Source organism: Mesorhizobium sp. B2-4-14, from assembly GCF_006442155.1.
In the GTDB taxonomy this organism is placed as follows: Bacteria; Pseudomonadota; Alphaproteobacteria; order Rhizobiales; family Rhizobiaceae; genus Mesorhizobium.
Window position 1 is genome coordinate 113,633 of the sequence record NZ_VFVA01000001.1, and the last position, 26,513, is coordinate 140,145.

Annotated in this window: 27 protein-coding genes; 14 read left to right on the plus strand and 13 right to left on the minus strand. The window is 61.5% G+C overall.

Annotated elements, in window-relative coordinates; genetic code table 11:
- Window positions 1-125: 125 nt before the first annotated feature.
- Window positions 126-479 (minus strand): DUF768 domain-containing protein, encoded by a 354-nt coding sequence (locus FJ938_RS00570; RefSeq protein WP_140690232.1) that lies wholly within the window; start codon window positions 477-479, stop codon window positions 126-128.
- A 91-nt stretch (window positions 480-570) separates the two neighbouring features.
- Here FJ938_RS00570 and FJ938_RS00575 point away from each other — a divergent pair, with 91 nt between their 5' ends.
- A complete protein-coding gene (locus tag FJ938_RS00575) occupies window positions 571-924 on the plus strand; it encodes a low affinity iron permease family protein (RefSeq protein WP_348642261.1) in 354 nt (117 codons plus the stop codon).
- A gap of 18 nt (window positions 925-942) precedes the next feature.
- Here the strand turns inward: FJ938_RS00575 and FJ938_RS00580 are convergent, their stop codons facing one another.
- On the minus strand, window positions 943-1,158 hold the full coding sequence (locus FJ938_RS00580) for a hypothetical protein (RefSeq protein WP_140690234.1): 216 nt from the start codon (window positions 1,156-1,158) through the stop codon (window positions 943-945).
- Between the two features lie 357 nt (window positions 1,159-1,515).
- On the opposite strand from FJ938_RS00580, the gene FJ938_RS00585 reads away from it, so the two are divergent.
- Window positions 1,516-2,880, plus strand: a complete 1,365-nt coding sequence (locus FJ938_RS00585; RefSeq protein ID WP_181168974.1) for a cytochrome c — start codon at window positions 1,516-1,518, stop codon at window positions 2,878-2,880.
- On the opposite strand, the gene FJ938_RS00590 is transcribed toward FJ938_RS00585, so the two are convergent.
- Genes FJ938_RS00590 through coxB form a run of 4 tightly spaced genes read right to left on the minus strand, consistent with a single transcriptional unit; the run spans window position 2,865 to window position 6,934 of the window.
- On the minus strand, window positions 2,865-3,428 hold the full coding sequence (locus FJ938_RS00590) for a c-type cytochrome (protein ID WP_140690237.1): 564 nt from the start codon (window positions 3,426-3,428) through the stop codon (window positions 2,865-2,867). The genes FJ938_RS00585 and FJ938_RS00590 overlap by 16 nt on opposite strands.
- A gap of 1 nt (window position 3,429) precedes the next feature.
- The gene (locus FJ938_RS00595) at window positions 3,430-4,032 is read right to left on the minus strand and encodes a cytochrome c oxidase subunit 3 (protein ID WP_140690239.1); all 603 of its coding nucleotides are present in this window, start codon (window positions 4,030-4,032) and stop codon (window positions 3,430-3,432) included.
- Entirely contained in the window at window positions 4,029-5,960 is a 1,932-nt protein-coding gene (gene ctaD / locus FJ938_RS00600; protein WP_140690242.1) for a cytochrome c oxidase subunit I, read from the minus strand. Before ctaD ends, FJ938_RS00595 begins: the two co-directional genes overlap by 4 nt.
- Window positions 5,957-6,934, minus strand: coding sequence for a cytochrome c oxidase subunit II (coxB, locus tag FJ938_RS00605; protein WP_246673120.1), 978 nt, complete (start codon window positions 6,932-6,934; stop codon window positions 5,957-5,959). The genes ctaD and coxB overlap by 4 nt, the downstream gene beginning before the upstream one ends.
- Before the next feature lie 469 nt (window positions 6,935-7,403).
- Between coxB and FJ938_RS00610 the strand changes: the two genes are divergently transcribed.
- The 5 genes from FJ938_RS00610 to FJ938_RS00630 all read left to right on the plus strand — a co-directional run bounded on the left by FJ938_RS00610 (window position 7,404) and on the right by FJ938_RS00630 (window position 12,463).
- Entirely contained in the window at window positions 7,404-9,725 is a 2,322-nt protein-coding gene (locus FJ938_RS00610; protein WP_140690622.1) for an FdhF/YdeP family oxidoreductase, read from the plus strand.
- Window positions 9,726-9,929: 204 nt separating this feature from the next.
- The gene (locus FJ938_RS00615; protein WP_246671420.1) at window positions 9,930-10,874 is read left to right on the plus strand and encodes an alpha/beta hydrolase; all 945 of its coding nucleotides are present in this window, start codon (window positions 9,930-9,932) and stop codon (window positions 10,872-10,874) included.
- Window positions 10,875-11,053: 179 nt separating this feature from the next.
- Window positions 11,054-11,584 (plus strand): DUF1003 domain-containing protein, encoded by a 531-nt coding sequence (locus FJ938_RS00620; protein WP_140690251.1) that lies wholly within the window; start codon window positions 11,054-11,056, stop codon window positions 11,582-11,584.
- A 276-nt stretch (window positions 11,585-11,860) separates the two neighbouring features.
- Window positions 11,861-12,160, plus strand: coding sequence for a DUF982 domain-containing protein (locus FJ938_RS00625; protein WP_140607159.1), 300 nt, complete (start codon window positions 11,861-11,863; stop codon window positions 12,158-12,160).
- A gap of 21 nt (window positions 12,161-12,181) precedes the next feature.
- Window positions 12,182-12,463: a DUF982 domain-containing protein gene (locus tag FJ938_RS00630; protein ID WP_140607160.1), complete on the plus strand. Its 282-nt coding sequence runs from the start codon at window positions 12,182-12,184 to the stop codon at window positions 12,461-12,463.
- Window positions 12,464-12,945: 482 nt separating this feature from the next.
- On the opposite strand, the gene FJ938_RS00635 is transcribed toward FJ938_RS00630, so the two are convergent.
- On the minus strand, window positions 12,946-13,164 hold the full coding sequence (locus tag FJ938_RS00635) for a hypothetical protein (protein WP_140607161.1): 219 nt from the start codon (window positions 13,162-13,164) through the stop codon (window positions 12,946-12,948).
- A gap of 710 nt (window positions 13,165-13,874) precedes the next feature.
- Entirely contained in the window at window positions 13,875-14,426 is a 552-nt protein-coding gene (locus FJ938_RS00640; protein WP_348642262.1) for an inorganic diphosphatase, read from the minus strand.
- A gap of 123 nt (window positions 14,427-14,549) precedes the next feature.
- On the opposite strand from FJ938_RS00640, the gene FJ938_RS00645 reads away from it, so the two are divergent.
- The 3 genes from FJ938_RS00645 to FJ938_RS00655 all read left to right on the plus strand — a co-directional run bounded on the left by FJ938_RS00645 (window position 14,550) and on the right by FJ938_RS00655 (window position 16,233).
- The gene (locus FJ938_RS00645) at window positions 14,550-14,783 is read left to right on the plus strand and encodes a hypothetical protein (protein ID WP_140690254.1); all 234 of its coding nucleotides are present in this window, start codon (window positions 14,550-14,552) and stop codon (window positions 14,781-14,783) included.
- 218 nt (window positions 14,784-15,001) lie between these two features.
- Complete coding sequence (locus tag FJ938_RS00650; RefSeq protein WP_140607163.1) at window positions 15,002-15,220, plus strand: hypothetical protein; 219 nt, start codon at window positions 15,002-15,004, stop codon at window positions 15,218-15,220.
- A gap of 716 nt (window positions 15,221-15,936) precedes the next feature.
- On the plus strand, window positions 15,937-16,233 hold the full coding sequence (locus tag FJ938_RS00655) for a DUF1236 domain-containing protein (RefSeq protein ID WP_140607164.1): 297 nt from the start codon (window positions 15,937-15,939) through the stop codon (window positions 16,231-16,233).
- A gap of 739 nt (window positions 16,234-16,972) precedes the next feature.
- Here FJ938_RS00655 and FJ938_RS00670 read toward each other — a convergent pair.
- Entirely contained in the window at window positions 16,973-17,461 is a 489-nt protein-coding gene (locus tag FJ938_RS00670) for an invasion associated locus B family protein (RefSeq protein WP_246673130.1), read from the minus strand.
- Between the two features lie 349 nt (window positions 17,462-17,810).
- On the opposite strand from FJ938_RS00670, the gene FJ938_RS00675 reads away from it, so the two are divergent.
- From FJ938_RS00675 to FJ938_RS00690, 4 genes are all read left to right on the plus strand, one after another.
- On the plus strand, window positions 17,811-19,259 hold the full coding sequence (locus FJ938_RS00675; RefSeq protein ID WP_140690265.1) for a phosphatidylserine/phosphatidylglycerophosphate/cardiolipin synthase family protein: 1,449 nt from the start codon (window positions 17,811-17,813) through the stop codon (window positions 19,257-19,259).
- Between the two features lie 97 nt (window positions 19,260-19,356).
- Complete coding sequence (locus tag FJ938_RS00680; RefSeq protein ID WP_140607168.1) at window positions 19,357-20,157, plus strand: endonuclease/exonuclease/phosphatase family protein; 801 nt, start codon at window positions 19,357-19,359, stop codon at window positions 20,155-20,157.
- Window positions 20,158-20,274: 117 nt separating this feature from the next.
- Window positions 20,275-20,592: a hypothetical protein gene (locus FJ938_RS00685; RefSeq protein ID WP_140690268.1), complete on the plus strand. Its 318-nt coding sequence runs from the start codon at window positions 20,275-20,277 to the stop codon at window positions 20,590-20,592.
- 125 nt (window positions 20,593-20,717) lie between these two features.
- Window positions 20,718-21,614: a hypothetical protein gene (locus tag FJ938_RS00690; protein ID WP_140690271.1), complete on the plus strand. Its 897-nt coding sequence runs from the start codon at window positions 20,718-20,720 to the stop codon at window positions 21,612-21,614.
- Window positions 21,615-21,886: 272 nt separating this feature from the next.
- Here the strand turns inward: FJ938_RS00690 and FJ938_RS00695 are convergent, their stop codons facing one another.
- The 4 genes from FJ938_RS00695 to FJ938_RS00710 form a co-directional block, all read right to left on the minus strand.
- Window positions 21,887-23,401, minus strand: a complete 1,515-nt coding sequence (locus FJ938_RS00695) for an aldehyde dehydrogenase family protein (protein WP_140690273.1) — start codon at window positions 23,399-23,401, stop codon at window positions 21,887-21,889.
- A gap of 183 nt (window positions 23,402-23,584) precedes the next feature.
- Complete coding sequence (locus FJ938_RS00700) at window positions 23,585-24,859, minus strand: RNA polymerase sigma factor (RefSeq protein ID WP_140690276.1); 1,275 nt, start codon at window positions 24,857-24,859, stop codon at window positions 23,585-23,587.
- Window positions 24,856-25,230 carry a YciI family protein gene (locus tag FJ938_RS00705; protein WP_140607173.1) on the minus strand — a complete coding sequence of 125 codons (375 nt, stop codon included), beginning with the start codon at window positions 25,228-25,230 and terminating at the stop codon, window positions 24,856-24,858. Before FJ938_RS00705 ends, FJ938_RS00700 begins: the two co-directional genes overlap by 4 nt.
- A 98-nt stretch (window positions 25,231-25,328) precedes the next feature.
- Window positions 25,329-26,420: a DNA topoisomerase IB gene (locus FJ938_RS00710; protein ID WP_140690279.1), complete on the minus strand. Its 1,092-nt coding sequence runs from the start codon at window positions 26,418-26,420 to the stop codon at window positions 25,329-25,331.
- Between the last annotated feature and the right edge of the window lie 93 nt (window positions 26,421-26,513).

Sequence of the window (26,513 nt, forward strand, 5' to 3'; positions counted from 1 at the left end):
CATCTTTCGCCCCTCGACAAGTTGATGAAGCTAAAAAACGGGCTAAGGCGGAAAGTTCCGTACGGGCCAAAGATTGCCTCGCGAACTCGCCTGCGACGCGCAGATGGCAGACCGATCTGCGGGCCTCAGCTCGCCGGTTGCTTACCATTATGTTCCGCACTCTTCTCGTCTGCGGTCGAGCCCGGAGCGCCCGCCCCTTCGGAGGTCTCCAAGGCTTCGATGACCGGCGCCAGGGGGCTCTCTTCAGGTGGAATCCTTGCCTCTTCAGGATCATTCTCGCTCGCCTGATCGAGCGCGCGCTGGATGGCGTCTTCGATATGACCGATTTCCTCCTCACGGATTTCGCGTCCGTATCCGGCGGCATCGGCATCTTGTTCGAACTGTTGCGCCAGCACCGCAATACTGACCTGCGTGTCGGCAGGCAGTTTACCGACATTCTCCTGTAGCCAGCTTCGAAAGAACTCTACGGTTGCACTCATATCTGGTCTCCTCGACCGGACAACTTGCACAAAGGACGGGTGTTCCATTCCGCACGCAGCCTGGAACTCAAAATCGCCGACCACGTTCGTGATGATGGCTGTTCACCCCGTCCGAGAAATTCTGACCACAACCGGCACGCTGACGGCGAAGCCCTGGGCTTTTCTGATCCTTATCGGCTACACCGTCGCGTGGATTGTCTTCGAGCATGAAACACTCGACTGGCATGGCGTCGCCACCCTCGTGACCTGGGCCATGACGCTTCTCATCCAGCGGGCGGAGCACCGCGATACCCAAGCCTTGCAGGCCAAGCTGGACGAGTTGATCCGCGCGACCGGTAACGCGCGCAACGATCTCACCCAAATCGACAAGAAAGAGCCGGAGGAAATCGAGCGAAAACGCTCGGTCGACGGGCGCAACGACGAGCATGAGCGGTCCGCTAGCTGATCGGACCTCTTCGTGAATCTAGGGAGAAGCAGGCTTCGCCGGCAAGGTCCCCTGAGCCGGCTGGGTTCCCTGCTGATCCCCTCCAGTGGAGGTCTGAGGCGTCGGGTCCTTGTCGACCTTGGGGTTTTGATCGACTGGCTGGGTGTTGGGATCGCTCTTGGATTGCACCGGATCGCTGTTGCTGCACGCTGCGAGCAAAACCATCGCGACAACAGCCATGACCGCTTGTCTCATCGTGATCTCCTCTTCGCAACAGCAACGTGAGGCGTCGCAACCCGTTCCATTGGCATGAAGCTTCTGTTCCTCAGCCGAGAACGAACCGCCTGCACGGCAGCGGGCGCCACCGTGACGAGGTCGACCGGATTTCGGTTCACTTGCGGTCGTAAGGCCGTTGCTGCCGATGCCGCGGCACCGCTGTCTCGTTCGTGGCCATTGCATGCTGGCCGAGGCTCAGGAACATAGCTCGCCGCCCGTGGTTAGGCCGGAGCCATCTGCTTCAGGTTTTCGACCATGCTGCATATCAAGTTGGGTCGACCCCATTTTGCGCCGCAGGATTGGTGCATCCGGACGGCATTGTTCCTTGCGAAGTCCATGGCTTTCCTCTTGGTGCTGCTGCTGGCAGGCGTCCCGCCGCTTTGGGCCTCCGAGATCGATCGGGGCGAATATCTTGCGCGCGCCGCCGATTGCATCGGCTGCCACACCTCGGAACCAAGCCGGCCGCTGGCTGGCGGCTACCGGGTGCCGACGCCGTTCGGGGAGGTCTATTCGACGAATATCACGCCCGACCGCGACACCGGCATCGGACTCTATTCGGATGACGAGTTCGTCCGCGCGGTACGGGGAGGCAAGCGGCGGGACGGCGCCGACCTCTATCCGGCCATGCCTTACGACAGCTTCGCGCAGATGAGCCGCGCCGACGTTCTTGCCATCAAGGGCTATCTCTTCGCGCAGCCACCGATGCATCAACCCCGTCCCGATAACATCCTGCCCTTTCCTTTCAGCCAGCGTGCCATCGTGAAGTTCTGGAAGATCGCGAACTGGCGCGGCGGCGGGTTCGCTCCGGACCCGTCCCGCGACGACGAATGGAACAGGGGCGCCTACCTCGTCGAAGTGCTTGGCCATTGCGGCGCATGCCATACGCCGCGCAACATGACGCTGGGGATGGACAGGCAAAAGAACCTCGCCGGCGGCTCGGCGGGCATCTGGCAGGCCTACAACATCACGTCCGACCCGACAGCCGGCGTCGGCGGCTGGAGCGACGCCGAACTCGGGCGTTTTCTCAAGACCGGCGCTCTGCCCGGCAAGTCCTACGCCGGTGGGCCGATGGCCGAAACGGTGACCAACAGCCTGAGCCATCTACCTGACGGCGACATCCGTGCAATCGTCGCCTATCTGCGCAGCGTACCGGCCCAAGCCGGCGAGGAGAAGCAGCCGCGGTCCTCGCGGCAAGGCATCGCCGCCAGTGCCGGGCCGGACGGCCAAAACGTGCCGCACGGCAACATCACCTCCGACGGAGCCGGACTCTATGCCTCGCTCTGCGCCGATTGCCATGGACCCGATGGGCGTGGGTCAGCCGACGGCGGCTTCCCCTCGCTCGTCCACAACACGACGACGGGGGCGCCGACATCGCAAAACGTGGTGATGACGATCCTCTATGGCGTCCAGGCCGGAGGCGTCGCGGGCCGCCCTTCCATGGCCGCGTTCGCCGATTGGCTCGACGATGGCCAGGTCGCAAGCCTTGCCAACTATGTTTTCGCCCATTTCGGCAATCCCGAGGTCAACGTCGCGGCGTCCGATGTGCGCCAGATGCGGGCGGGCGCGCAAACCCCGGAAACACTGATGCTGATCTGCGTGGAGGCGCTCGTCGCCGCCTGCGCCGCGCTCCTTTTGCTTTGTGTGTGGCTGCTTGTCCGACGCTACCTGGGACGGCTCCTTTCAGGTTACGTTCGTGCATAGAGATAGGCGGCGATGTCGCGTGCCTCCTGCGGCGACAGGTTGGTGTTGGGCATGGCCGTTTTCGGGTCCACGTCCCGTGCACGGCTGATCCAGCGTATCATCACATCGGAGGAGGTTCGCGCCGTGCCGCCGATATAGAACCGCCGGGAGACGCCGGCCAGCGACGGGCCGACCGTCCCTCTGGCTCCGGGCACGCCGGGAATTTCATGGCATCCGCCGCAACCGTTGCGGATCATAGAGGGGATGGCCCGGGCAGCCTCGCCGCCGGTCTGCTGATTGATCTGCGCCTCGCTCAGGAACTCCGCGCGCCATGCCTGCGCGAGATAGGCACCGGTCACGAAAACGGCACCCACGAGAAAGGCGGCGCTCCATGTCACGATTTTGTCTCGCGGCAACGAGGCAACGTCCAAGGCGCTCGATGGAATGGCTTCGCGTGGACGCACGCGCAGCAGAAAAACGAGGCCTCCGGCAAACAGCAGAAGCCCGGCCAGACCACGCAACGCAGTGTGGTGGCGCGAGAAACGCTGCCGGTGCCTGATGGCCTGCATCTCACATCCTCGGGAACCAGTAGATTATGAAATAGAGCACGACCCAGGAAGCGACCACGAAATCCCAGTAGAAGGCATTGTCGGCCACATCGCTGAAACGTCGGCCCGTGTTGCCCTTGTCCGTAAACATGAGGACCGCAAGCACGACCGTATCGCCGACATCCGTAAGCAGGTGGGTCGTATGCAATCCGATGATGAACCAGATTATCGAGCCGTAGGCGTTCTGGTCCCAGCGGATCTCTAGTGCCGCGAACTCCCAGATGCGCAGCAGCAAAGGCAAGAAACCAACGGCTGACATCACGATCATGCCGACGCGCACCTTCGCCAGATCCTGCCTCTTTGCCAATTGCTCGACCATGTGATTGGGAACGACGCTGATGAGGAGAACGACCAGTATGGCCGTGCCCGGGAACAGGTCCGGTGGCGGCGCGGCGATCGGCCACTGCGGACTGACCGACGCCAAATAGAGATAGGCGCCGATCGCGAGGGCAAAACCGGTCGCCTCGAGCGCGATGAAGGCCAGCGTTCCCCACCACATGGGAGTGCTCGCGCCGAAATCATAGGTCGGCAGCCGGCTGATATCGGCAACGGTGCGGTGCTTCATTCCTCGTCCTCCGGAATAGCCTTGGGCCAGAACCAGCCGATGAAGGTCACCGCCACCGGCAAGGAGCCCCAAACCACGGCCCAAGGCGTATAGATCGAGGCCAGAAAAGCCACGCCGACCGCAATGGCGGCGAGAAACGGCCAGATGGAATTGTCGGCCGAGGGTTGGCGGATTTGCGGCACCGCATCGGCGACGGTGCCGGCTATCACCTCGCGTGCGTCGATGCGCAGCCCCTCCGCGACAGGAAGTACTTCGGCATCCTTCCAGAGCGGCTCGCGATGGTCGACCACCGGAATGCGCGGGAAATTGTACGACGGCGGCGGCGAGGCGGTTGCCCATTCCAGCGTGCTCGCGCCCCAGGGGTTGTCCCCGGCGAGGCGCCCGCGCCTGAGACTAAGGACGACGTTGAGGAAGAGAACTCCGAACCCGGCAGCCAGGACGAGGCTGCACAGGCTGACGAAGAGGTTCGTGCCTCCCCAGCCGCTTTCGAGCGGATAGGTGTAGACCCGTCGCGGCATTCCTTGCAGGCCAAGAATGTGCATGGGAAAAAAAGTGGCATTGAAGCCAATGAAGACCAGCCAGAAGTTCCATTTCCCGAGCTGTTCGCCAAGCATGCGCCCGGTGATCTTGGGAAACCAATAGTAGACCGCGCCGAGCAGCGGAAACACCGCCCCGCCCACCAGCACGTAGTGCAAATGGGCGACGACGAAATAGGTGTCATGCACCTGCAGATCGAGCGGCACCGACGCGACCATGACGCCGGTCAAGCCGCCGATGACGAAGGTCACGATAAAGCCGAGCACGAACAGGAGCGGCGTTGCCAGGATCGGCCGCCCGCCCCAAATCGTGGCGATCCAGCAGAAGATCTGGATCCCGCTCGGGATGGCAATCATCATGGAGGAAGCGGTGAAGAAGCTTTCGCCAAGCTGCGGCAGGCCGGTGGCGAACATGTGATGCACCCACAGGCCGAAAGACAGCAGCCCGATGCCTATCAGCGACAGCACGATGCCCAGGTAGCCGAATACCGGCCTGCGGACGAAGGCAGACAGGATAGCCGAAACGAAGCCCGTCGCCGGGATAAAGATGATGTAGACTTCCGGATGGCCGAAGAACCAGAAGAGGTGCTGCCACAAAAGCACGTCGCCTCCGCTTGCCGGGTTGAAGAACTGCGTCCCGACGAGCCGGTCGAGAATGAGCATCGTGCTCGACACCATCACCGCCGGCATCGCAAAGAGAATGATGAATGCCATCACCAAAGCCGACCAGACATAGATCGGCATGCGGTCCAGCGTCATGCCCGGCGCTCTTTGCTTGAAGACGGTGGCAATGACCTCCACGGCGACGGCAAGGGCCGAAACCTCCGTGTAGGTGACCATCTGTGCCCAGAAATCCGGGCGCTTGCCGGTGCCGTATTCGGGACCCGCCAACGGTACGTAGGAAAACCACCCAGCATCGGCACCGGTGTTGAAGGCAAACGCCACCCAGATCATCAATCCGCCCGACACATAGACCCAATAGCTGAAGGCATTGAGGCGCGGAAACGCGACGTTGCGCGAGCCGATCATCAACGGCACCAGGTAGATGGCGAAGCCTTCCATCATCGGCACGGCGAAGAGAAACATCATCGTCGTGCCATGCATGGTGAAAAGCTGATTGTAGAGATCCGGGCCGACGCGGCCCGCTTCGGGCGAAGCAAGCTGCAAGCGCATCACGAGCGCGGAAATCCCGGCCAGGATAAGGAACAGGAAGGCCGTGACGACGTAGCGTTGGGCGATGCGCTTGTGGTCTACGGTCGCCAGCCAACCGTAGAGGCCATCGGGTGTCTTCCAGGTCTCGGACAGAGATGCATGAAGCGTGGCGTCGTCGAGGCCCGTGTCGCGTATGCCCTTGAGCTCCTCCGCGTTGAGCTCGACCTCGGCTGCGCTCATTGCAGCCCCTCCAGATAGGCGACCACCGCATTGAGGTCATTGGCACTGAGATCGATGCTCGGCATTTTGGCGCCGGGCTTGATCGACTGCGGGTCGGCGATCCACGCCGCGAGGGCGCCTCGGGTCAGCGGCAAGGTGTCGGCGGCAAGAGAGCCGCGGCTTGCAAGATGCGTCAAATCCGGCCCGACGACGCCGACCGCCGGTGTGCCACGGATCCTGTGACAGAGCGCACATCCGGTTCCGAGGAAAGCTGCCTGCCCGCGACGGGCTTCCTCTTCCTTCGGCGGCACGGCATCGAGCCGCTGCCGCGCAACCCAGGCGTCGAAGGCAGAGCGGCCTTCGGCCACGACCGTCATTGCCATATGCGCATGCTGATAGCCGCAGAATTCCGCGCATTGGCCACGGTAAGTCCCCGCCTTTTCCACCAGCAGCGTGATCGCGCCCGGCCGGCCCGGGATGAGATCGCGTTTCCCCGCGAGGCTCGGGACCCAGAAGCTGTGGATGACATCGGCGGAGTCGAGTTCGACCCGGATCGGCAGGTCCACGGGCAGATGGATTTCGTTGGCGGTGACAATGTCGGATTGACCATCGAGGTGATACCGCGCCTCCCACCACCATTGATGACCGGTGAGATGGATGGTGAGCGCCTCTCCGTTGAGAGCGGCGTTGGATTTTCCGGTCAGGAAGCTGGCGAAGGTCAGTCCGATGAGGACAGCAATGGTTACTGCAACGGCTGTGGCAACGACACGGAAAAAGTTCTGCTCACGTCTCCGATCGGTCGCAAGCGGCTCTCCTGTTTGCCGACCCCGCCGACGGTGAAGGACAGCCATCGTCAGAGCCATCACGACAAGGACCCACACCACCACGGAGACGGCCGTAAAAAGCCAGATCAGCCCGAGGATGGCTCGCGCGCCGCCGCCTTGAGGATGCAATGCCGACTGCCACTGGCTGCACCCTGAAAGCAGGACTGCCAACGCCCCTATCCCCCCTGCGCAGCGCAGTTTGCCCATGTCCGACACCGCCGTTCCGCGATGGTGATGTGTCACTCTCGATCACTACCCGCGTGACGGGGTCTCTCGAAACGCATCCGCTTCGACAGGACTTCGGAGGCCATCTGGAGATAGCGGATAGAAGACATCGTCAGTCAGCCTGAGGAAACACTGCTCGGTGATGCCAGCTGCAACGACGGGCCCGAAAATAAGTTCCGGTCGCGTGGTTTGGGCAGGACGCCTCGTTTCTCACAAACGTGCTTATCACGCCGCGGTGGCAAGGAATTGGCTGCAGGCATCCTCCCGAACGGGGCGCAATGTGGAGGAATGCCGGCTTGGTTTCCTAAGCACTTCACCAATCCGTGAACTGTTGGCGCGGCAACGGAGGTCCGGACGCGGGAACCTAGCTGACCAAGGCAGGTTGATGTTCGTCATCAAACAGCCGAGCACCCACATGAAACCATCCGTCACCGACCACGTCAAAATCAAACGATATAATCACCCAACCGGCGGTTGGGGATCGCTGAAGTCGCTCATACGCAAGGCACACGGCGAAGGTCTTCTCGTGTCGGGCATCTGGAGCACGCTGATGCGGCAGAACAAGTCCGACGGTTACATGTGTGTGTCCTGCTCCTGGGCCAAGCCAGCGGAGCCACGGCCTTTCGAGTTCTGCGAGAACGGCGCCAAGGCCACGCTCTGGGACCAGACCAAACGTCGCTGCGGGCCGGAATTCTTCGCCGCTCACCGGGTGAATGAGCTGCTCGACTGGCCCGATCATGACCTCGAAAAGCAGGGCCGGCTGGTCGAGCCAATGCGCTACAACGAGGCTACCGACAAATACGAGCCAGTGTCATGGGACGCGGCTTTCCGTCAAATCGGCAAGGAATTGAGAAAGCTCGATCCGCGATCCGTCGTCTTCTACACCTCCGGGCGGGCGTCGCTCGAAGCGTCGTTCATGTATCAGCTCTTCGCCCGCATTTACGGTTCGAGCAACCTGCCGGATTCCTCGAACATGTGTCACGAGTCGACGTCCGTGGGACTGCCGGAGTCCATCGGCTCGCCCGTCGGCACCGTGCAGCTGGAAGATTTCGCACATTGTGACCTCATGTTCTTCTTCGGGCACAACACCGGGGTCACCGCGCCGCGACTGCTGCATCCGATCGAAGAGGCGCGTCAGCGCGGTATTCCCGTGATTACCTTCAATCCCCTCCCCGAGCGCGGTCTCGAGCGATTCAAGAACCCGCAAAACCCTGTCGAAATGCTGTCGCCCGGACCGGGTACCAAGATGTCGAGCGAGTTCTTCCAGGTGCGCGGCGGTGGCGATATCGCGGCCATGACCGGAATCGCGAAATCCCTTCTCGCGCTGGATGATGCCGCCGTGCAAAACGGCGGCCGGCGCGTTCTCGATACGGGCTTCATCGCGGAACACACGTCCGGCTTCGAAGAATTCGAAGCCTATCTGCGGCGCACGCCATGGGACAAGATCGTTGCACGTTCGGGCATCGCGCGCGCGGATCTGGAACGTGTCGCCAGGATCTACAGCGAGGCTTCCGCGGTGATCGGCAATTACGGCATGGGCCTGACACAGCATCGGCACGGCACCGAAAACGTCCACATGCTGTGCAATCTGTTGCTGATGCGCGGCAATGTCGGCAAACCGGGCGCCGGCGTTTCGCCGCTACGTGGTCATTCCAATGTGCAGGGCCAGCGCACGGTGGGCATTTCCGAAAAACCCGAGTTGGTGCCGCTCGATAAGTTCGCCGCGTTCTACCAATTCGAGCCACCCCGAGAAAAGGGCCGCGATACGGTGGAGACGTGCGAAGGCGTCATCGACGGATCCGTGAAGGCCTTCATCGGCCTCGGCGGTAATTTCGTGCGCGCGGTTCCGGAGACGGGTCTCATCGAGGAGGCGTGGCGGCGTCTGCGACTGCACGTACAGATCGCAACGAAGCTCAACCGCAGCCATCTCATCCCCGGCACGGTCACCTATCTGCTTCCGTGCTTGTCACGGATCGAGCGGGACAGCCAGGCGGGCGGCGAGCAACATGTCTCGATGGAGGACTCGACGGCCTGCATTCACGGTTCGTTCGGCTACCGGCCGCCGGCGGGTCCCGATCTGCTTTCCGAGCCAAGGATCGTCGCCGAACTCGCCAAGGCTACGGTGGGCGGCAAAAGCGCTGTCCCGTGGGACGAATGGGTCGGCGACTACAGCCTTATCAGGAACGAGATCGAGCGTTGCTACCCGGACCACTTCAAGGACTTCAACAAACGTTTTTTGGCGCCGGGAGGGTTCCACCGCGACATCAAGGCGTCGAAGCGGGTATGGCAGACGCCCAACAAGAAAGCCAACTTCAAGGCGCCGACCATGTTGGAGACCGATCCGGACATCGACGTCTCTCAGTCTGATGTGCTGACGCTCATTACGATCCGTTCAAACGATCAGTTCAACACCACGATTTATGGTTATCGCGACAGATTGCGCGGCATCAATGGAACGCGCATGGTTCTGCTGATGAACAAACGCGATATGCAACGGCTTGGGGTTTCCGACGGGGACGAGATCGATCTGCAATCGGCAGCCGAGGATGGGGTCGAGCGACGTGTCCGAGGCCTGAGGGTCACACCTTACGCGATCCCTCCCGGAAATTGCGCAGGCTACTACCCGGAGCTCAATCCTTTGATTCCCTTGTGGCATCGGGCGGAGAAGGCGCATGTGCCCGCGGCCAAATCGGTGCCGGTAAGGTTGGTTCCTGTCTCCGGTCAGGCATCGAAGTAACGAGCCTCGCGAGCTCTTCCGCTCGTCAAACCGGTCCTGGGCACGCACCCACGCTCGAGCCGGCTGTGCAGCATTGCCGTCGGCTGGCGGAGCGAGCCAAGGCTCAGACCAGGCGCACAGTCGAACGTTACCATGAGGGTTGCTCGCGAAACAGGTTCAGTCACAGGGATGCTTTTGGGCAGAGATCGACCGAAACTCGCGCCAGTGCTGGTGGCCGCGGCATTCGCGGCGCTGGCTGGATATAATCATGCCCGCGCCAATCGGGCGCTTGCCAGCCGAGCCCACGGACATGTGGTGGAGATCGATGGTGCACGCCTGCATTTTTTGGAAGCCGGCACTGGCGTGCCGTTGCTTCTGCTGCATGGCAACGGGTCGATAGCGGAGGATTTCACGTCGAGCGGCATCTTCGAGCAGGCGGCAAGGACCTACCGGGTGCTGGCATTCGATCGTCCGGGGTTTGGCAGAAGCTCACGATCGCGGGGCCGGCGCTGGTCGGCTTGCGATCAGGCCGACCTCATACATGCCGCCGCCGCCAAGCTTGGCATCGAGGAATATCTGGTGCTCGGGCATTCCTGGGGAGCATGGATCGCAATCGAATTGGCGCGCAGGCATTCCGCATCGGTCGCCGGTATCATTCTGGTGTCCGGCTACTACTACCCGCAGCCACGGCTGGATCTTGCACTGGCCGCACTCCCGGCCCTACCGTTGGTCGGCACCGCGTTTCGGCACACCCTGCTGCCATTGCTTGTGAGATCGGCCTGGCCTTGGGCGATGAAGGAGATCTTCTTCCCGGCGATGGTCGCCAGCGAGTTTGCCGCACTCGCCAAAGAAGTCGCCAGCCGCCCTTCACAGCTACGCGCAGTCTGTTCGGAGACGGCTTTCATGTTGACCGCGGCCCTGTTTGCGAAAGCCACCTACGAGGACATTGCCGTTCCCACCGGGATCGTGGCGGGCGCGGCTGACCGGCTGTTCGATGCGGAACGAAATGCGCGACAACTGCACGCGGAGATCGGCGGCTCTCTCCTCGATATCGTTCCGGGCGCCGGCCACATGGTTCATCAAAGTGCGCCGCAATCAGTCCTCGCCATGGTCGACAGGATTGCACAAATGCATTCCTGGTCGCTACCAGGTCCCTCCTGCGAGGCTTGAGTAGGCGACGAGATCAGGCAGTTCGGCGGGTATTGCCGATCGGGCCCGGGCCGACAGCATCGGCCACGGTGCCGTCCAGATGGTCCGAACCTTGGGAACTGATGGGAACCGTCGATGGAACCTAAGCTAGCGCCGGACGTATCAAGCGGGGGGCGAGCAACGTCGCCGGGGGTGGCACCATGACCGCTCGACACTTTGCCGACATGCAGCCGATCCTTCACCAGAACATACAGGCCTTGGTCGACCACAGGCAGCAACAGGAGGAGCATCGCGGAATCCAGATGCGGATTGCTGGCGCCGTTTCGCGTTTCGCGGGAAGCATGACCTTTGTGTATCTGCATCTTGCGGCGCTGGTTGGCTGGATCCTCGCGAACGTGGGAGCAATCCCAGGCATCCCGGCCTGGGACCCGACTTTCGTGATCCTGGCCATGGTCGCGTCAGTCGAGGCGATTTTCCTGTCCACTTTCGTGCTGATCAATCAGAACAGGATGACTGAACAGAGCGAACGCCGAGCCGAACTGGATTTGCAGATCAGCCTTCTAAACGAGCATGAAACCACGCGGCTGATTGAAATGGTGGCTGCTTTGACGGCGCGCTTGAACGTCGCGACGCCGGCCGACGAGGAGCTGCCCCAATTGGCCGAGAACGTCGATCCGCGAAAGGTAATGACCCAAATCCAGGAAGCCTCTCGAGATCGGCAGAAACCTTGAACAAATGTTTCGCATCCAAATGGCAATTCGAGCTTGTCCGTCGGTCGAACTCTGCGGTTAGCTGTTCGAGCCTTGCTCCGCTGAAACGAGCGGCAACAACAGCCGCGCATCGGGGCCGTCTGAGAAGTCCGCGTGTCCTGCCCCCTTCATCAGTCCTGCCAGATGTCCGGCTGTCTTGACACCTGAAAAGCTCGAACACATATCGTTTTGTGGTGCGAGCCAGCCCGGCCTGCACCAACCCGAAAAACTCAAAACTCGTTCAACTTGGAGGATCTGATGAACGATCGGATGTTCGATAGCCCCGTATTCGTGAAGGGCGGGGAAAACACCATTCAAGAGATTGCGTGCCTCGAAGACGCCCTGGAATTTATGTACGAGTGGCCGAAGAATAGACGCGGCCCGATTTACGACACGGCGCTTCGCGCCTGTCAGCGAGCGTTTGATCGGGACTATCCGTTGTCTGCCGCGCGCAACGCTTTCGCGGGTTTTGCCAAGTCGGCCAAAATTATCGAAGAGGTCAGCGCGCCGCTGGCGTGGATGACCGGCCGGGCCAGCCAAGGCGGCGTGGCGGCTTAGCAGTGCTGATGGGAGGTTACGATGCTTTCGAAGCCTTTCAAAAAGCCAATCCGTGTATGGGTTGGTCTCGGCTTTCCTCGTCAACTGAACACCGTTGTCGATGCCTACCAGTTCGCCATGGACTATTGCGGCAACAGTCCTGAACAGAGAGCTGCAATTCGAGCCTGCAAGGCGGCATTAACCGGTGATATCGATGCGGAGACGGCGCGCGGCGTTTTCGTGGCGTTTGCCGAGAAAAAAGGCTTGGTGGCCGACGAGTGGGTGCCACTGCCCATCAAGAACGAAAGGCGCAACCACGCCTGATAATTGGGGCGGTCGTTCTCACGCGGCCGCCTCGCCTGCTTCGGGACACCGCGGCCCCGGCACAGGACACGGGCCAGGAGGGGACTAGTCCTCGCGCTCGCCGAGCGACGCCGTTGCGCGTCTGTTCGACCTTGAGGTTGCTAGCTCCCCAGAAGACTGAGCCGCCCAAGTAAATCTTGCGTTGAATATTGTTAATCATTGACCGCGGATTTGAGGAGAAGAGTGCGCGGAAGCGCAGATGGCAAAGCGCAAATCAAAGCGAATCAGGGTTCTATCCCTGCCTTCGCCCGAGCTCATCGTCGAAGCCACATTTTTTGCTCGAAAATGTGGGATCACCACCGACGAGGCGTCGGCTCTCATCGCCCGAGCTAACAAAGCCGAGAAGATTCGGGACCCTAAGCGGTAATCCGTGGCCCTTGATCAGCCTCATCGCTCGCGGAATCGCCAATTTCAATCTCCAGCAGAATCCAGCGTGAGGGTGCCTAATCGAGGCGCTTGATGCGGCCCTTCTCGAGGCGGAATACTCCGGCATTGCCGCCTTGTTTCTCAAAATCGGTCTGCAATTCATCCCAGGTGCCAAGGTGCTCCCCACAGTCGGCACACAGGATCCGTGTCTCGGGTCGCGCATCACGCGGTATTCTCAGCCGGATAGTGAGGCAATAAGGGCACTCCAGCCGGTGGTCGAGAAATTCTTGCGACATCGCTCAGCCCTCCTCGCTATCAGACCCCGCGTATCAACCGCTTTCGGGAAGATCCGCTAAATTGGGGTTGTGGAATGGAAAGGTTGACCAGCATCTCAACAGATCGCTGCGTCTGATGCAACTCACTCCTGCCAGGCCTTGCCTCGGTCGTCTTCAGCGCTGTCGCCTTCTCGATTTCCGTCTGCCGCTGGACATGCGGGCGATAAGACCAAGTGCCGGCGCCGCCGCCGCAGGGACGCCTTTGGCAGTCCCGGCATATCCGTGCTCCTAGCTGGCCTGGTTCTTTCGAACCGCTGGGCGACAACAGCAGGGGCACGGGATCTGGAAGTTATTCGCCGTAACGTCAGGTACCGTATCTGACTTCAAGAGCGTCAGCTATTCGCTCGCAAAGCAACTCCCCCGTTGCTACATTTAGGTGAAGGCGCAGGCGCTCTCCTCGATTGTCAACGACAATTATCGCGATGCCTTCATCGGTGTAGTCGGCACCCGATTCAACATCCACCAGCCTGAAATTGCGAGGGACCGTATCCGGATCGGTGGACATATTCGCACCCCATCGGCGGCTATTCGGCAGCTGACCGTCGGATTATCCCACGTCAAGCCCTGCCATTGCAATGAGACGGACAATCACGGGACTGAACGCTTGAATTGTGCCGTATCCGAGCCGGCAAAAACACCTCGGAATGACCGACGCGTCATAGACCCAGAGATCACTTCAATACCTTTTGTTTTCGCTGAAAGGCCTTGGCACCCTTGATGAGTGATTTGGCCGCCTCGCCGGCGTCCTGCCAGCCCTTCAGCTTGACTATCTTGCCCGTGCCCAGCACGGACGACAAGAAGAACTGCTCTATCTCCTTGCGCAAATCCTGCGGCACGTGGTCGGCGGCGGTGGGCTCGTCAAGGGCGTCCTCCCTGCGCGGGCAGAAAATATAGCGATCATTCCTGAGCACGGTTCCGTGCGGATCCTTCTGCTGCACCCGCAGCGCACCGAGCAGGTCGCATTGAATGACCACGCCTGGGGCCGTCGCCGCCTGGTGGATCACCATGCCGTCAAGCGGATCACCGTCATCGCCGAGGGTGGAGGGTACGAAACCCCAATCATACGGGTATGTGTTGCCGACCGGCAGCGGCCTTGAATATTGAAAGACACCCATCTTCGGCTCGTAGGCGAGCTTTGCCGCTGCTCCCCTTGGCGTTTCGATCACGACGCGAAACAGGTTTCGGGACTTCGTCGGTAGTTTCAAGAAGTTTGTCATAGCCATACATCCGAAAGCGCCATCGCAGTAGCACGCGCGACGAAGCAAAAGGTTCCCGTTTTGCCAGCCGACAAATGGAACCAGCTTTGGAAGCGAATGTTCAACATTGCAGCGAAAAGGGAGAGTTTGATGGCTAAGATTTCACCGCATGCGCTGAAAGGCGCCGGCTACGGGATTTCAACCATAAGCGTCATATTGCTGGCGGTGGTCAGCTGGAAAAGTGCCTCGCAAGATCCGATGCTTGCCGCATGCCTGTTTGGTGGTGCCGTAACCTCGATAGCTGGCATGTGTTGCCGCTGGACTTCCTATGCGATCGAAAAGCGCCAGAAGCGCATGCAAAGGGATGCTTTGGGGAGCTTATGACCGTTGGTCGACCTCAATGACTCCGCCCGCCGGCGCAGCCAGTTGCCGCTGCCGTGCCCGTGATCCAAAGATGCCAAAGCGCCTGAAAATACCTCGCCGACAACGGCATGAATGGTTTGATTGATTGCCGGGGCGCCCGCAGACGATAGGCCCCACGACGCCCTTGTGTTTGCATCTCGCCCGCCCGATAGTCTCTTCGGGACGCTCTGAAAGTAGCCATGGCCAGCGAATATCTGAACCACCTTTTGGAGTGCCCCTTTTGCGGCACTATCCGGTTGCGGATTCCCAGCGACGCCCAGCCGTTGACGCCGATCACTTGCGCCGATTGCGGCAAATATCTCGGCACATGGGATGAGTTGCAAACCGATTTCGAGCTGCAAGGCGGCACCGATGGGGTGTTCCGTCTCGACAAGGGGCGCATCAAGAAGCTCGACTAAAGCGCGTCGCGTCGAAACGGATTTCATGCGACGCTTTAGGTCTTTGTTTTTACGCACGTCGTTCGCCCAGAACCGAGGTCACTTTGGGCGACATACATTAACCCAGAAAGAGCAATCTCCGCTCGCTCGTGTGAGTGAGCGCTCATCCATTTTCAGCCTGCCGTAAGGCTAACGAGCAACACGGCCACCAAGATCGATAACGGCACCGCCATGAACAGTGCTGCCTCCAGAAAACGGGTTTCCTTGTCTCTGAACATTAGGCCAAACCTCACATCTCGGTGCCGTACGCCCGGGGAATTGAGGGTTCGCTCGCCGCCGCATCGGAGCGGCGTGCGAACCCTATCGGCGCAGGAAGGGACGTTAGCTGCGCCAATCTGCAAAACCTTCGTGGTCGATTCTCCTGGAGGGTCAACTGAGGGCAATGCCAACCACCAAGAAGGTGATGGCCACCGCGAATATTGGTGCGAGCAACCAGCGCGCTTGTCCGACACTCCTATCCATCACCTTCCTCCCACAAACTTGCAGCGAACAACGACCGCAAAAGGCGGCTGTTCCCGCTAAGGGGTTTGGCAGGACTTTTGCGTTTCGCGATCGGACCTAAGTCCAGTATCCGCCCGACCGAAGCCCTAATTCGGGAACGTTTGACCTCGGGCCAAGTTCGGTCCGGGCGCGGCAATGGAAGTCATACCGCGCTTATTTTTGCGAAGGAGGAACTCATGAGAATGCATCTTGCCGCCGCCGCTGCGGCTCTGTTGCTTGCGGGTATTGGCGCAGCCGCGGCGGAGGACGTCGTCATCCAGCCCGAGCAGGAAACAGTCATCAAGGAATACGTGAAGAAGCAGCCGCTGGCCTCAGTGAAGGTTCCCGGTGTGGAACTCAACGTCGGCACGGCTTTGCCCGATACCGTCGAACTCCACGAAGTTCCCAATGTCAAATATCGCTACACCGTGATCGACAATCGGACGGTTGTCGTGGATCCGGGCACCCGCAAGATCGTCAAGGTCATCCAGTAGGCGCGATCGCAGCATTTGGCCCGCCGCCGCGAGGCGGCGGACCGAAACCACAAAAATCTTAACATGGTGTGAGAACTTGGATGCCGCTCTCCGCAGCATTGTTGACTTGCAAAATGACATTCCAATGTCCCGAATGCGGTTTCGCATTCGTAAAGCACGGTAGCTGGTTTCAGAGTGTTTCGTGGTATGAGTGCGAGGGTTGTCGACGCCGGATCCGGATCACCTATCCCGACAAGCTCAAACTCTTCGCCAGGTATCAGCAGGCGCCGGGCCCGACGACAGAGCGTCCCCGGCTGCGGCACAGAATGGACGTGGCAACTACCCGATGAAGTGAATGACGAACCGGCTTTTGCGCAATTTGCATCGCAAACCGACGCCTGGGGGTGCGTCGAGGTTTCGCCCAACCCTGGCAGGACGCTTTGACTTCTGAAAATGCCGTCAATCTCGGTCCCCGCTCCGTCGAAGTTACCGGAAACATGGGCGAATGATTTGTCCGCCTTGTACGCGGCGGGAAAGTTACATCCTGGTTTTCGGATTCGAGTCTTGTGCCCGCGCCTATGCGGAAGGCCAGCGAGCGGCTCTGGTCCGCCATCGAAGGCCGCCTCGCGCCAATGACGCGCGGCCACCGCCGCGGCGCGCGCACGGGCTCGACCACCCTTCGCCGATCCGCCTCGACATTCGGACTGCCGGGTGTCGCGGATATGAACGGATCCTGTTGCTGGCTCATGGCGATGCCTCGTTACTTGATTGGCGCAAGGGCTTCCGACAACCCTTTGAGCATTGCGGTCACGGTGATGGTCTGGCCGTCGACGGTTGAATAGGAGATCGCCGGCGTTGCCTTCTGCGCTATCTGCTGGCGCATCAGCGGCCCCATCGGCAGCATGCCGACACAGACCATTTCGTTGCAGCCGTCGAGATGCACGTCGATCGGCTGTTTGCCATCGAACTTCAGCGACACCGGGCCGTCTCTCCTGGCGTTCGGCGCGGTGCGCACGATCATGTACGGCTTGCCGTCCTGGGTGGCGGCAAGCGACCAGCTGAAGGCCATCTTGCCGGCTCCGTCCTCGATCACCTGCGAGACATTGCATACCTTCTTGCGGGCCTTCAGGTTCTCGTCGCAGATCAGCGTCCAGTTCTCGAAGGGACGGATGGTGCGCTGGTATTGCCCGAGCTTCACGTCGGGAGGCACGACCACATCCGAAGGCTTGATCCTGTAGGGCGGAGCCATCTGCGCGGCAACCGGTGCCGGCCTGCCGGCAAGCGCCAGGCAGGTCAGCACGGCCACGGCAATTGCATCTAGGCCGGCATGGCCTGTTCGCCTGTCCATTCCCCCCTCAAATCCCCCGTCAGTTCGCCGCCTTGCAGCGTTATCTTATTGGTCTTGGTCGTCGATCCGTCGGCCATATGCTTGAGGTCACGCTCCGCTCTCCTGGATGGAGTTCTATCGGCGCTTGATTCGCTCAATCTGTCTCAGGAAACGGAATTCTTCGGCTGAGTGTCGCGACCGTCATCCGGCAGAAGCCCAGGCATGAGGGCCTGCATTGCCTTCTGCGACCACCCGCTGGATAGTCCGCAAAATGTTCGAGACCCTGGCGACTCACTGGCCCCGAATCCTGGCGATCATCTCGGTGATCATGGCGACCGTCGGCATTGCCCACGCCGTCATGACCAAGGAGGATGTTCGTGCCGCCACCGGCTGGGTCGGCGTCATGCTGCTGTCGCCGATCATCGGTGTGCTGATCTATGCCGTGGCCGGCATAAACCGCATTCGCCGCGCCTCGATCAGCGCGCAGCGGCCACTTGCCGGTGACGCCTCCGTTCGCGACGCCGCCGTCGAGGAGTTGATCGGCAAGCAATATGGCCAGCGCTTCACCGGCCTGAAGACGCTGGGCGACCGGGTGGCACGGCGCGCGCTCACCTCCGGCAACACGATCACCCTGCTTAGAACCGGCGACGAGGCCTATGCGGCGATGTGTCTGGCCATAGACAGGGCCAGGCACAGCATCCTTCTGGAAACCTATATCTTCGACAATGACGCCGTCGGCCTGCTCTTCGTCGAGTCGCTGGCACAAGCCGTGAAGCGCGGCGTCACCGTCCGCGTGCTGATCGATGCCGTCGGCGCCCGTTATTCCGTGCCCAGTATCCTTGGCCATCTGCGCCGCGCCAACATCACCGCCGATCTCTTCAACGGCAACATCGTCATGGGCCTGCGCCTGCCCTACGCCAATCTGAGGACCCACAGGAAGATCCTGGTCATCGACGGCGCGATCGCCTTTACCGGCGGCATGAACATACGCAAGGGATTCTCGGCCGAGTTCGCCGGCCTTGGCAGCGCCAGGGACACGCATTTTCAGGTCAGCGGGCCTGTTGTGACCGACCTGTTCTCGGTCGCTGCCGAGGATTGGCGTTTCGCCGGCAATGAGAGGCTGAAAGGCGATGCCTGGCGGATCACACCATTTTCGTCCACCGCCGGCCAGTCGATGATGGTGCGCGCGGTCGCCTCGGGGCCTGATGCAAGCAACGAAACCAACCACAAATTGCTGATCGGCGCCTTCTCCATCGCCCGCAAGTCGATCCGCATCATGTCGCCCTATTTCCTGCCGGACCGCGAGTTGATCAGTGCGCTGATCACCGCTGCCAGGCGCGGCGTCGAGATCGACATCGTGGTGCCGGCGAAGAACAATCTCTTCCTCGTCGATCGCGCCATGACCGCGCAATTCGACCAGATGCTCAAGAATTATTGCCGGATCTGGCGTACCGCAGGGCCGTTCGATCATTCCAAGCTGCTTTCGATCGACGGGCTGTGGGCCTATGTCGGGTCGTCCAACCTGGACGCCCGCTCGTTGCGGCTGAATTTCGAGATCGATCTCGAGGTTCTCGATGCCGGCTTTGCCGAGGAGATCGAGGCTCGCATTGAAGCAGCGATCGAAACGGCCACACCCGTGACGCTGGAAGCGTTGCAGGCCCGCCCGTTCATCATCCGCCTCTTCGATCGTATATTGTGGCTCGGTTCACCCTATCTTTAACAAAACGACGTGTTTGGCGGATAGCGTGCACCCATGGAACATCGGCCGGAAGACTCTATTTGAGGTGCATGGTGAGAAAAGCAGGGACAGGCATGCCATGCGGATGAACGGGCGCAGCCTGCCGGCGAGCATGCTTTTGTCTATCCGTGACCGGCGGATGCGCAAGGCCAATGCCGCGTCGCCCAAAAAGGCCGGCGCCACCGGGACGCTGGTCGCTTCCTACAACGTCCACAAATGCATCGGCGTCGACCGCAGGTTCGATCCCGACCGCACCAGCCGCGTCATTCGCGAAATCGACCCCGACGTCATTGCGCTGCAGGAGGCGGACAACCGTTTCGGCGACCGTGACGGACTCCTCGACCTGCCCCACCTCGAACGGGAAACAGGCCTGGTGCCGGTGCCGATCGCAGCCAATGGCAAAGGCCATGGCTGGCATGGCAACGTCCTGCTTTTCAAGAAGGGCGTCGTTCGCGACGTGCATCAGATCAGGCTTCCGGGCCTGGAGCCGCGCGGCGCGGTGGTGGCCGAGATCGATCTCGACGGAAACCGGACATTGCGCGTCATCGCCGCCCATCTCGGCCTGCTGCGCCGCTCACGTTCGCAGCAGGCCCAGGTCGTGCTGGATATCATGAACAGCCCCGACGAAACGCCGACGCTGCTGCTTGGCGACCTGAACGAATGGCGGCTCGGCAACCGCTCCGCGCTGAACACGCTGCACTTGACCTTTGGACCGCTGCCGCCGGCCGTTCCCACCTTCCCGTCGAACCTGCCGCTCTTGGCACTCGATCGCATCATGGGTAACCGGCACGGCATGATCTCGGCTGTGGAAGCGCATGACACGCCGCTTTCGCGTGTGGCCTCCGACCACCTGCCGTTGACGGCCTTTGTTCGGCTGTAAGGTCCCGGCCGCTACGACCGGCTTGGCGTCCGCGGCGACGAGTAGCTTACCGATTGGTATTGGAACGCTAAGTCTTTCCACGAGTTGATATGGCTTAGAACCGCAGGAGGACGAAACATGAAAAAATTCATTTTGGCTTCCGTGCTGACTTTGGCCGCAACAGCCGCAGTCATCGCGCCGACGCAAGCCGCAAGTCTGGTTATCCAATCCGACGACGACAACCAATATTCGGATGACCAATCCGATAGTGGAATCGTCATTCGCCGCCACCATCACCGGCACTATAATCAGTATGGTGACGAGAATGTGCAATATGACGACTATGGCAATGGCGATTATCGCCGCTATCATCGGCGCCACCGCTGCCATATCGAAACGGTCGTGCACTGGCGCCACCATCACAGGGTGATCGAAGACGTTCGCGTCTGCGGCTGACCGCTTAGGAACTCATCTCGAAGACATGAGGCCTGTCCCGTATCAGTCGGGATGGGCCTTATGTGCTTGCCTGGCCCTGTACTCCGCTTTTGCTATGTCTGGACACAAATGTTGAAGGCTGGAAAATGGGGAACGCAACCTCGCCATCCGGGGTGGTTCAAAGCATCGGGAGAATAGCCCTGCATCTGGAAGACATAGCCGCCCATCCGGCCTTGCACCGCTACGTTCAGGAACAGTCGCAGTCCCTGATCCGCATCTATGAGGAAAGCCCCCGACTGGCTTCCATCTTTGCCACGCAGCAGCGCTGGCTGATGGGTCATGTCGGCCTTGCCATGCATTTCAGGCGCGACCCGAACGACCGCCGCAAGGAACTGACGGTATCGCGTTTCATCGAGGTCGTGCACCGCAACGCGGTGGCCAGCCGCAATACGGCCGACGCTTTCATCAAGGAGATGCTGCACTACAACATCGCCGAGTATGTGGCGGGCGGGGACGGCCGCACCCACCCGCTGCAACCGACGGCGGCCACCATTGAGAGGTTCACCGGCTGGGTCATCGCCCATCTGCGCACGCTTGACCATATCGACGGCGGCGGCCGGTTGGCCAGATACCTGGAGCGGCCCGACATGCTTGCCACGCTGCAGCCCCTGGTCGCCGACGGCCTGCTCGCTTCAAAGCCGGTGCGCGAGCCCAACCAGACCTTTTCCCTGTTCATCTGGCTCAACAATGGCGGCATCGTCATGGACTGGCTGATGTCGGGCATCGATCCCGATCATGCTGGCCTCGACCGGATTCCAACCAGTGTGGTTTCGATCGGCGACTTCGCCAAATGGCTTAAATTGTCGCGGACCCATCTCGGCCGCAAACTGCGCATGGCCGAGGAACTCGGCAGTATTGGCTGGCTTGGTCAGCGCGGCCATTCAGTGATGTGGGTATCGCACCGGTTCTATGAGGAATACATGACCGTCCAGGCGGCCAAGCTTGCCGTCGTCGACAGCGCCTTCGAAGCCTGCTTTGGCTGATATCGGGCGTCGACCCCGAGCATGCCGGCCTCGACCGAATCCCGACCGGCATCGCCTCGATCGGTGATTTCGCATGACGGCTGAAGCTGGCACGCAAGCTGCGCGATGCCGGGGATCTCGGCAGTGTTGGCTGGCTCGGCCAGCGTGGCAAAGCCGACGCTGGACAAACGTCAGAAGCTGTCCAGCGTTACAGTGGCGTGTACGCCTTCCACCTGTGTCGATTGATGCTCGCCGAGCCTGAACGACACTGACTTTGGCTGAGCCCGACGCTCTCAATCGATGTCGAACGAGACACCCTGGGCAAGCGGCAGCGCCTTGGAATAGTTTACTGTGTTGGTGGCGCGCCGCATGTAGGCCTTCCACGCGTCGGAGCCGCTTTCGCGGCCGCCGCCGGTTTCCTTTTCACCGCCGAAAGCACCGCCGATCTCGGCTCCCGATGTGCCGATGTTGACATTGGCGATGCCGCAGTCCGAACCGTCGACGCCGAGGAAGCGCTCGGATTCCTGCAGGTCGCGGGTGAAGATCGACGACGACAGGCCGGCGCCGACCGCATTGTGTTCGTCGAGCACGGCGTCGAAATCCGAGTATTTCATCACATAGAGGATCGGCGCGAAGGTCTCTTCGGTCACCGGCGAAACCTGCTTCGGCATCTCGACCAGCGCCGGATGCACATAATAGGCATCCGGGTGGCCGTTCTCGACCCGCGTGCCGCCGGTCACCTTGCCGCCATGGGCGGTGGCTTCCTGCAGCGCCTTCTGCATGGCGTCGAAGGCGGCCTTGTCGATCAGCGGACCGACCAGCGACGAGGTCTCCAGCGGATTGCCGACCGAAACGCTCTGATAGGCCTTCTTCAGGCGCGGAACCAGGGCGTCGTAGACGCTGTCATGCACGAACAGGCGCCGCAGCGTCGTGCAGCGCTGCCCGGCCGTGCCCATGGCGCCAAACGCAATAGCGCGCAGCGCCATGTCGAGGTCGGCGGTCGGGCAGACGATGCCGGCATTGTTGCCGCCGAGTTCCAGCACGGCGCGCGCGAAGCGCTTGGCCAGGCGCGGCCCGACATCCCTGCCCATGCGGGTCGAGCCGGTGGCCGAAACCAGCGGCACCTTGGGATGGTCGACCAGGATTTCGCCAACGGCGCGGTCGCCGATCAGCACCGGCGCCAGCCCTTCCGGCGCGTCAGTGCCGAACCGCTTGGCGGCACGCTTGAAGATCGCCTCACAGGCAAGTGCTGTCAGCGGCGTCTTTTCCGACGGCTTCCACACCACCGCGTCGCCGCAGACCAGGGCAAGGGCTGCGTTCCACGACCACACCGCGACCGGGAAGTTGAAGGCCGAGATGACACCGACCACGCCGAGCGGATGCCAGGTTTCCATCATGCGGTGGCCCGGACGCTCGGTGGCGATGGTCAGGCCGTACAACTGCCGGGACAAACCGACGGCGAAATCGCAAATGTCGATCATCTCCTGCACTTCGCCCAGTCCTTCGGACGGGATCTTGCCGACCTCGATCGACACCAGCCGGCCAAGCTCGGCCTTGTGAGTGCGCAATTCCTCGCCGAGCAGACGCACCAGTTCGCCGCGCTTCGGGCCTGGCACCAGCCGCCAGGACTGGAACGCCTTGTGCGCGGCATCGATGGTCTTGGCTGCGTCGGCCGGCGAGATCGTCTTCAGCGCCGCGATCTGCTCACCAGTCACCGGACTGCGCACGATGAGATCGCCGCCGGCAAACGCGTCCTTGGCCACGCCCAGTTTCGCCAGCAGTTCGGCCGTTTCCTTCGCTATGGTCATATTTATCCCTTTCAGATCCGATCGCTCATATGGCGTCGGCCACGGCCTGCCGCCATGCCTTCCCGGTGCCGTCAGGCACAGGAGGCGCTGTCATGGCGTGCCATTACCTGTTTCAGGGGAAAATCGCCACCCCGGCATGGTCCAAGCCCAAGCTGCACGATTGAGCCAGCCAGGCGATGGTGGTCAGTTGGCCTTTTTCACCAACGTCCGCACGGCGCCATCCTTCATCAGCCGGTCGATATGCATGCGGATATGGGCCGCTTCCGCCGCCGTGTTGGCAAGCGCGATGGCGCGGTCAAAGGCGATACGCGCCTCCTCACCCCGGTCGAGTTGCATCAACAGCCCACCCTTGAGGCCAAAGAAGTGGAAATAGCCGGAAAGCCTCGACTCCAGCGGTTCGATCATGGCAAGCGCCGCTTCAGGCCCGCGCACCTTGGAGACCGCCACCGCGCGGTTGAGCGTGATCACCGGCGACGGCTGCATCTGCTCGAGCAGGCCATAAAGCAGGTCGATCTCCACCCAGTCTGTGTCCTCGGCCTTGTCAGCCCGGGCATGCAGGGCGGCGATGGCCGCCTGCACCTGGTAGGGGCCGGGCTTGCGATGGCGCAACGCCTTATCGACCAGAGCCAACCCCTCGTCGATCATCTTGCGGCTCCACAAGCCGCGATCCTGGTCTTCGAGCAGCACGATTTCGCCGTCAGAGTCGAAGCGGGCCGGTGCGCGCGCATGCTGCAGCAGAAGCAGCGCCGTCAGCCCCATGATTTCCGGCTCGGTCTGGAACAACCTGAGCAGCAGCCGGGCCAGCCGGATCGCCTCCTCGCACAGCGGCGCACGGGCCGGTGCCTCGCCGCTGTTGGTCGAGTATCCCTCGTTGAAGATCAGGTAGACCATGGCCGCCACCGCCGCGAGCCGTTCCGATCGCTCGACCGCGCCTGGCGTCTCGAACGGCACGCCGGCGTCCGCGATGCGCGCCTTGGCACGGGTGATACGCTGCTCCATGGCGCTTTCGCCGACCAGGAAGGCGCGCGCGATCTGCCTGACGGTGAGGCCGGAGACAATGCGCAGCGCGACCGCGATCTGCTGCGTTGCAGGCAGATCAGGATGACAGCAGATGAACAGCAGCCGCAATATGTCGTCACGGTAATGCGCCCCGTCCAGCCGCTCGGCAATATCGCTTTCAGCATCTTCCAGATCGGAGATCTGGTCTTCTTCCGGCATCGGCGCCTGCTTGGCGCGCTTGCGCACCGCATCGATGCCGCTGTTGCGGCCGACGAAGATCAGCCAGGCCGCCGGATCGCGTGGCGGCCCGTTCTGAGGCCAGTTCTTCAGCGCCCTGAGACACGCATCCTGGAAAGCTTCCTCCGCCGTGTCGAGATCGCGGAAATAGCGCAGCAGCGCGCCCATCGCCTGCGGGCGGGCGGCGCTGATGGCGGAGCTGATCCAGGCGAGTTCGGTCATGCGGGAATCCTGGCAGGATTGAAGATGGAGACCGGCCGGATCTCGTAAGAGCCGCCGCTCGGGTTGACCTCGGAAAGCTCGCGGGCGAACTCGACTGCCTCATCGAGGTCTGCGCATTCGAGCGTGTAGAAGCCGAGGAATTGTTCCTTGGTCTCGGCGAACGGCCCGTCGATGACGACCGGCTCGCCCTTGACTTTCCTCAGCGTCGTCGCCGCTGTCGTGGGCAAGAGACGCGCCACCGGGCCAAGCCGCCCAGCCTGGGCGTATTTCTCCTGAACGTTGAGGAGATTGGCCATGACTTCATCGTCCTGCGCCTTGCTCCAGGAGCTGACGACGTCTTCGGAGGCATAGCAGAGGATGGCGTAGAGCATGGTCGGTCCTTTCTGTATCAAAGGACGAAACAGTAGGACCGATCCCGACACGGCGTCGATAAAAAAATCCCGACGCCGCTTCCGCCAGCCGCCACGAGTCAACCTTCGTGGATTTTCAACCATCTCAACACGAGCGCCTCCTCGTCGTCGAGACCGTCTATTGATCGCTTGCGCTTGTTGGCCTCCGTCATTTCGGCAAGCAGCCGCCCCTGCGACCAGGCTTCGAAAACCTGCGGGTGGATATAGCATTTGCGGCAGACGGCGCGCGTGTTGCCCAGCCGCTTGGCCACCTCGTCGATGATGCTGTTCATCACCCGCTTCTGCTGAGCCTGGCTTTCGGGCAGCTCCGTTTGCGCAAACAGCGACGCGGCATGGATGGTGCCGCCCCAGGTGCGGAAATGCTTCGAACTGAACGCATCGCCGGCGGCGTCCCGGATATAGCGGTTGACGTCCTCGGAGCGGACCGGGCGCCTATTGTCCTGCTCGTCGAGATACTGGAACAGTTTCTGACCCGGCAGGTCCTGCGCGCCCCGCACAATCCCGGCGATGCGCCGATCGACCAGCTTTAGGCTCCACTCCTTGCCGGACTTGCCCTTGAAGGCGAACCGCAAGCTCGATCCCCTGATGTCGACATGGCGGTCGCGCAATGTCGTCAGGCCGAAGCTCTTGTTGTCGCGTGCATAGGCGGTATTGCCGACACGGATCATCGTGTTGTCGAGCAGCCAGACGACCGCGGCGACGACACGCTCGAACGGCAGGCCGTGACGGCGCAGGTCGCTGTCTATCGTGCGCCGCAGGTCCGGCAGGCTTTCGGCAAAGGCAACGAGGCTCGAATATTTGGCGCTGTCGCGTTCTTGCGCCCATTGCGGATGGTAGCGGTATTGCTTGCGTCCCCGCTGATCCCTACCGGTCGCCTGGATGTGGCCATCGGCGTCGGGCGAAATCCAGACGTCCGTCCAGGCTGGCGGAATGGCGATCGCCTCGATACGCGCCCTAGTGGTATCCGAGACAGGCCGCCCGTCCGGTCCCTTGTAGGAAAATCGCTTGCCTGCCCTCAGCCGGCGGATACCGGGCTCGGCATCGCTGACATAGGTCAGCGCGGTGTGGTCGGCCGAGCTTTGCCCACTCTTCCTTGGGACAGCCTCACCGTCAGCTGGCCGGCTGGGCGACGATACGGATCTTTGCAGCATGAGGGCTCCACGGAGGTATCCGTAAATAAGCCGCTGGTTGACAGCTGGTTCCACTGCTGCCCGAAAGCTGCGCGATATCGTCCGCCGATGATG

What these genes read in the sequence shown, in the direction of transcription:
- FJ938_RS00585 (WP_181168974.1), top strand. Translation starts at nt 1,516, where the DNA reads ATGGCTTTCCTCTTGGTGCTGCTGCTGGCAGGCGTCCCGCCGCTTTGG.
- FJ938_RS00620 (WP_140690251.1), top strand. Translation starts at nt 11,054, where the DNA reads ATGACCGCTCGACACTTTGCCGACATGCAGCCGATCCTTCACCAGAAC.
- FJ938_RS00695 (WP_140690273.1), bottom strand. Translation starts at nt 23,401, where the DNA reads ATGACCATAGCGAAGGAAACGGCCGAACTGCTGGCGAAACTGGGCGTG.
- FJ938_RS00640 (WP_348642262.1), bottom strand. Translation starts at nt 14,426, where the DNA reads ATGGCTATGACAAACTTCTTGAAACTACCGACGAAGTCCCGAAACCTG.
- FJ938_RS00645 (WP_140690254.1), top strand. Translation starts at nt 14,550, where the DNA reads ATGGCTAAGATTTCACCGCATGCGCTGAAAGGCGCCGGCTACGGGATT.
- FJ938_RS00700 (WP_140690276.1), bottom strand. Translation starts at nt 24,859, where the DNA reads ATGACCGAACTCGCCTGGATCAGCTCCGCCATCAGCGCCGCCCGCCCG.
- FJ938_RS00690 (WP_140690271.1), top strand. Translation starts at nt 20,718, where the DNA reads ATGGGGAACGCAACCTCGCCATCCGGGGTGGTTCAAAGCATCGGGAGA.
- FJ938_RS00610 (WP_140690622.1), top strand. Translation starts at nt 7,404, where the DNA reads ATGAAACCATCCGTCACCGACCACGTCAAAATCAAACGATATAATCAC.
- FJ938_RS00705 (WP_140607173.1), bottom strand. Translation starts at nt 25,230, where the DNA reads ATGCTCTACGCCATCCTCTGCTATGCCTCCGAAGACGTCGTCAGCTCC.
- ctaD (WP_140690242.1), bottom strand. Translation starts at nt 5,960, where the DNA reads ATGAGCGCAGCCGAGGTCGAGCTCAACGCGGAGGAGCTCAAGGGCATA.
- FJ938_RS00575 (WP_348642261.1), top strand. Translation starts at nt 571, where the DNA reads ATGATGGCTGTTCACCCCGTCCGAGAAATTCTGACCACAACCGGCACG.
- FJ938_RS00635 (WP_140607161.1), bottom strand. Translation starts at nt 13,164, where the DNA reads ATGTCGCAAGAATTTCTCGACCACCGGCTGGAGTGCCCTTATTGCCTC.
- FJ938_RS00570 (WP_140690232.1), bottom strand. Translation starts at nt 479, where the DNA reads ATGAGTGCAACCGTAGAGTTCTTTCGAAGCTGGCTACAGGAGAATGTC.
- FJ938_RS00710 (WP_140690279.1), bottom strand. Translation starts at nt 26,420, where the DNA reads ATGCTGCAAAGATCCGTATCGTCGCCCAGCCGGCCAGCTGACGGTGAG.
- FJ938_RS00650 (WP_140607163.1), top strand. Translation starts at nt 15,002, where the DNA reads ATGGCCAGCGAATATCTGAACCACCTTTTGGAGTGCCCCTTTTGCGGC.
- FJ938_RS00625 (WP_140607159.1), top strand. Translation starts at nt 11,861, where the DNA reads ATGAACGATCGGATGTTCGATAGCCCCGTATTCGTGAAGGGCGGGGAA.
- FJ938_RS00680 (WP_140607168.1), top strand. Translation starts at nt 19,357, where the DNA reads ATGCGGATGAACGGGCGCAGCCTGCCGGCGAGCATGCTTTTGTCTATC.
- FJ938_RS00580 (WP_140690234.1), bottom strand. Translation starts at nt 1,158, where the DNA reads ATGAGACAAGCGGTCATGGCTGTTGTCGCGATGGTTTTGCTCGCAGCG.
- FJ938_RS00595 (WP_140690239.1), bottom strand. Translation starts at nt 4,032, where the DNA reads ATGAAGCACCGCACCGTTGCCGATATCAGCCGGCTGCCGACCTATGAT.
- FJ938_RS00630 (WP_140607160.1), top strand. Translation starts at nt 12,182, where the DNA reads ATGCTTTCGAAGCCTTTCAAAAAGCCAATCCGTGTATGGGTTGGTCTC.
- FJ938_RS00655 (WP_140607164.1), top strand. Translation starts at nt 15,937, where the DNA reads ATGAGAATGCATCTTGCCGCCGCCGCTGCGGCTCTGTTGCTTGCGGGT.
- FJ938_RS00590 (WP_140690237.1), bottom strand. Translation starts at nt 3,428, where the DNA reads ATGCAGGCCATCAGGCACCGGCAGCGTTTCTCGCGCCACCACACTGCG.
- FJ938_RS00675 (WP_140690265.1), top strand. Translation starts at nt 17,811, where the DNA reads ATGTTCGAGACCCTGGCGACTCACTGGCCCCGAATCCTGGCGATCATC.
- FJ938_RS00670 (WP_246673130.1), bottom strand. Translation starts at nt 17,461, where the DNA reads ATGGCTCCGCCCTACAGGATCAAGCCTTCGGATGTGGTCGTGCCTCCC.
- FJ938_RS00685 (WP_140690268.1), top strand. Translation starts at nt 20,275, where the DNA reads ATGAAAAAATTCATTTTGGCTTCCGTGCTGACTTTGGCCGCAACAGCC.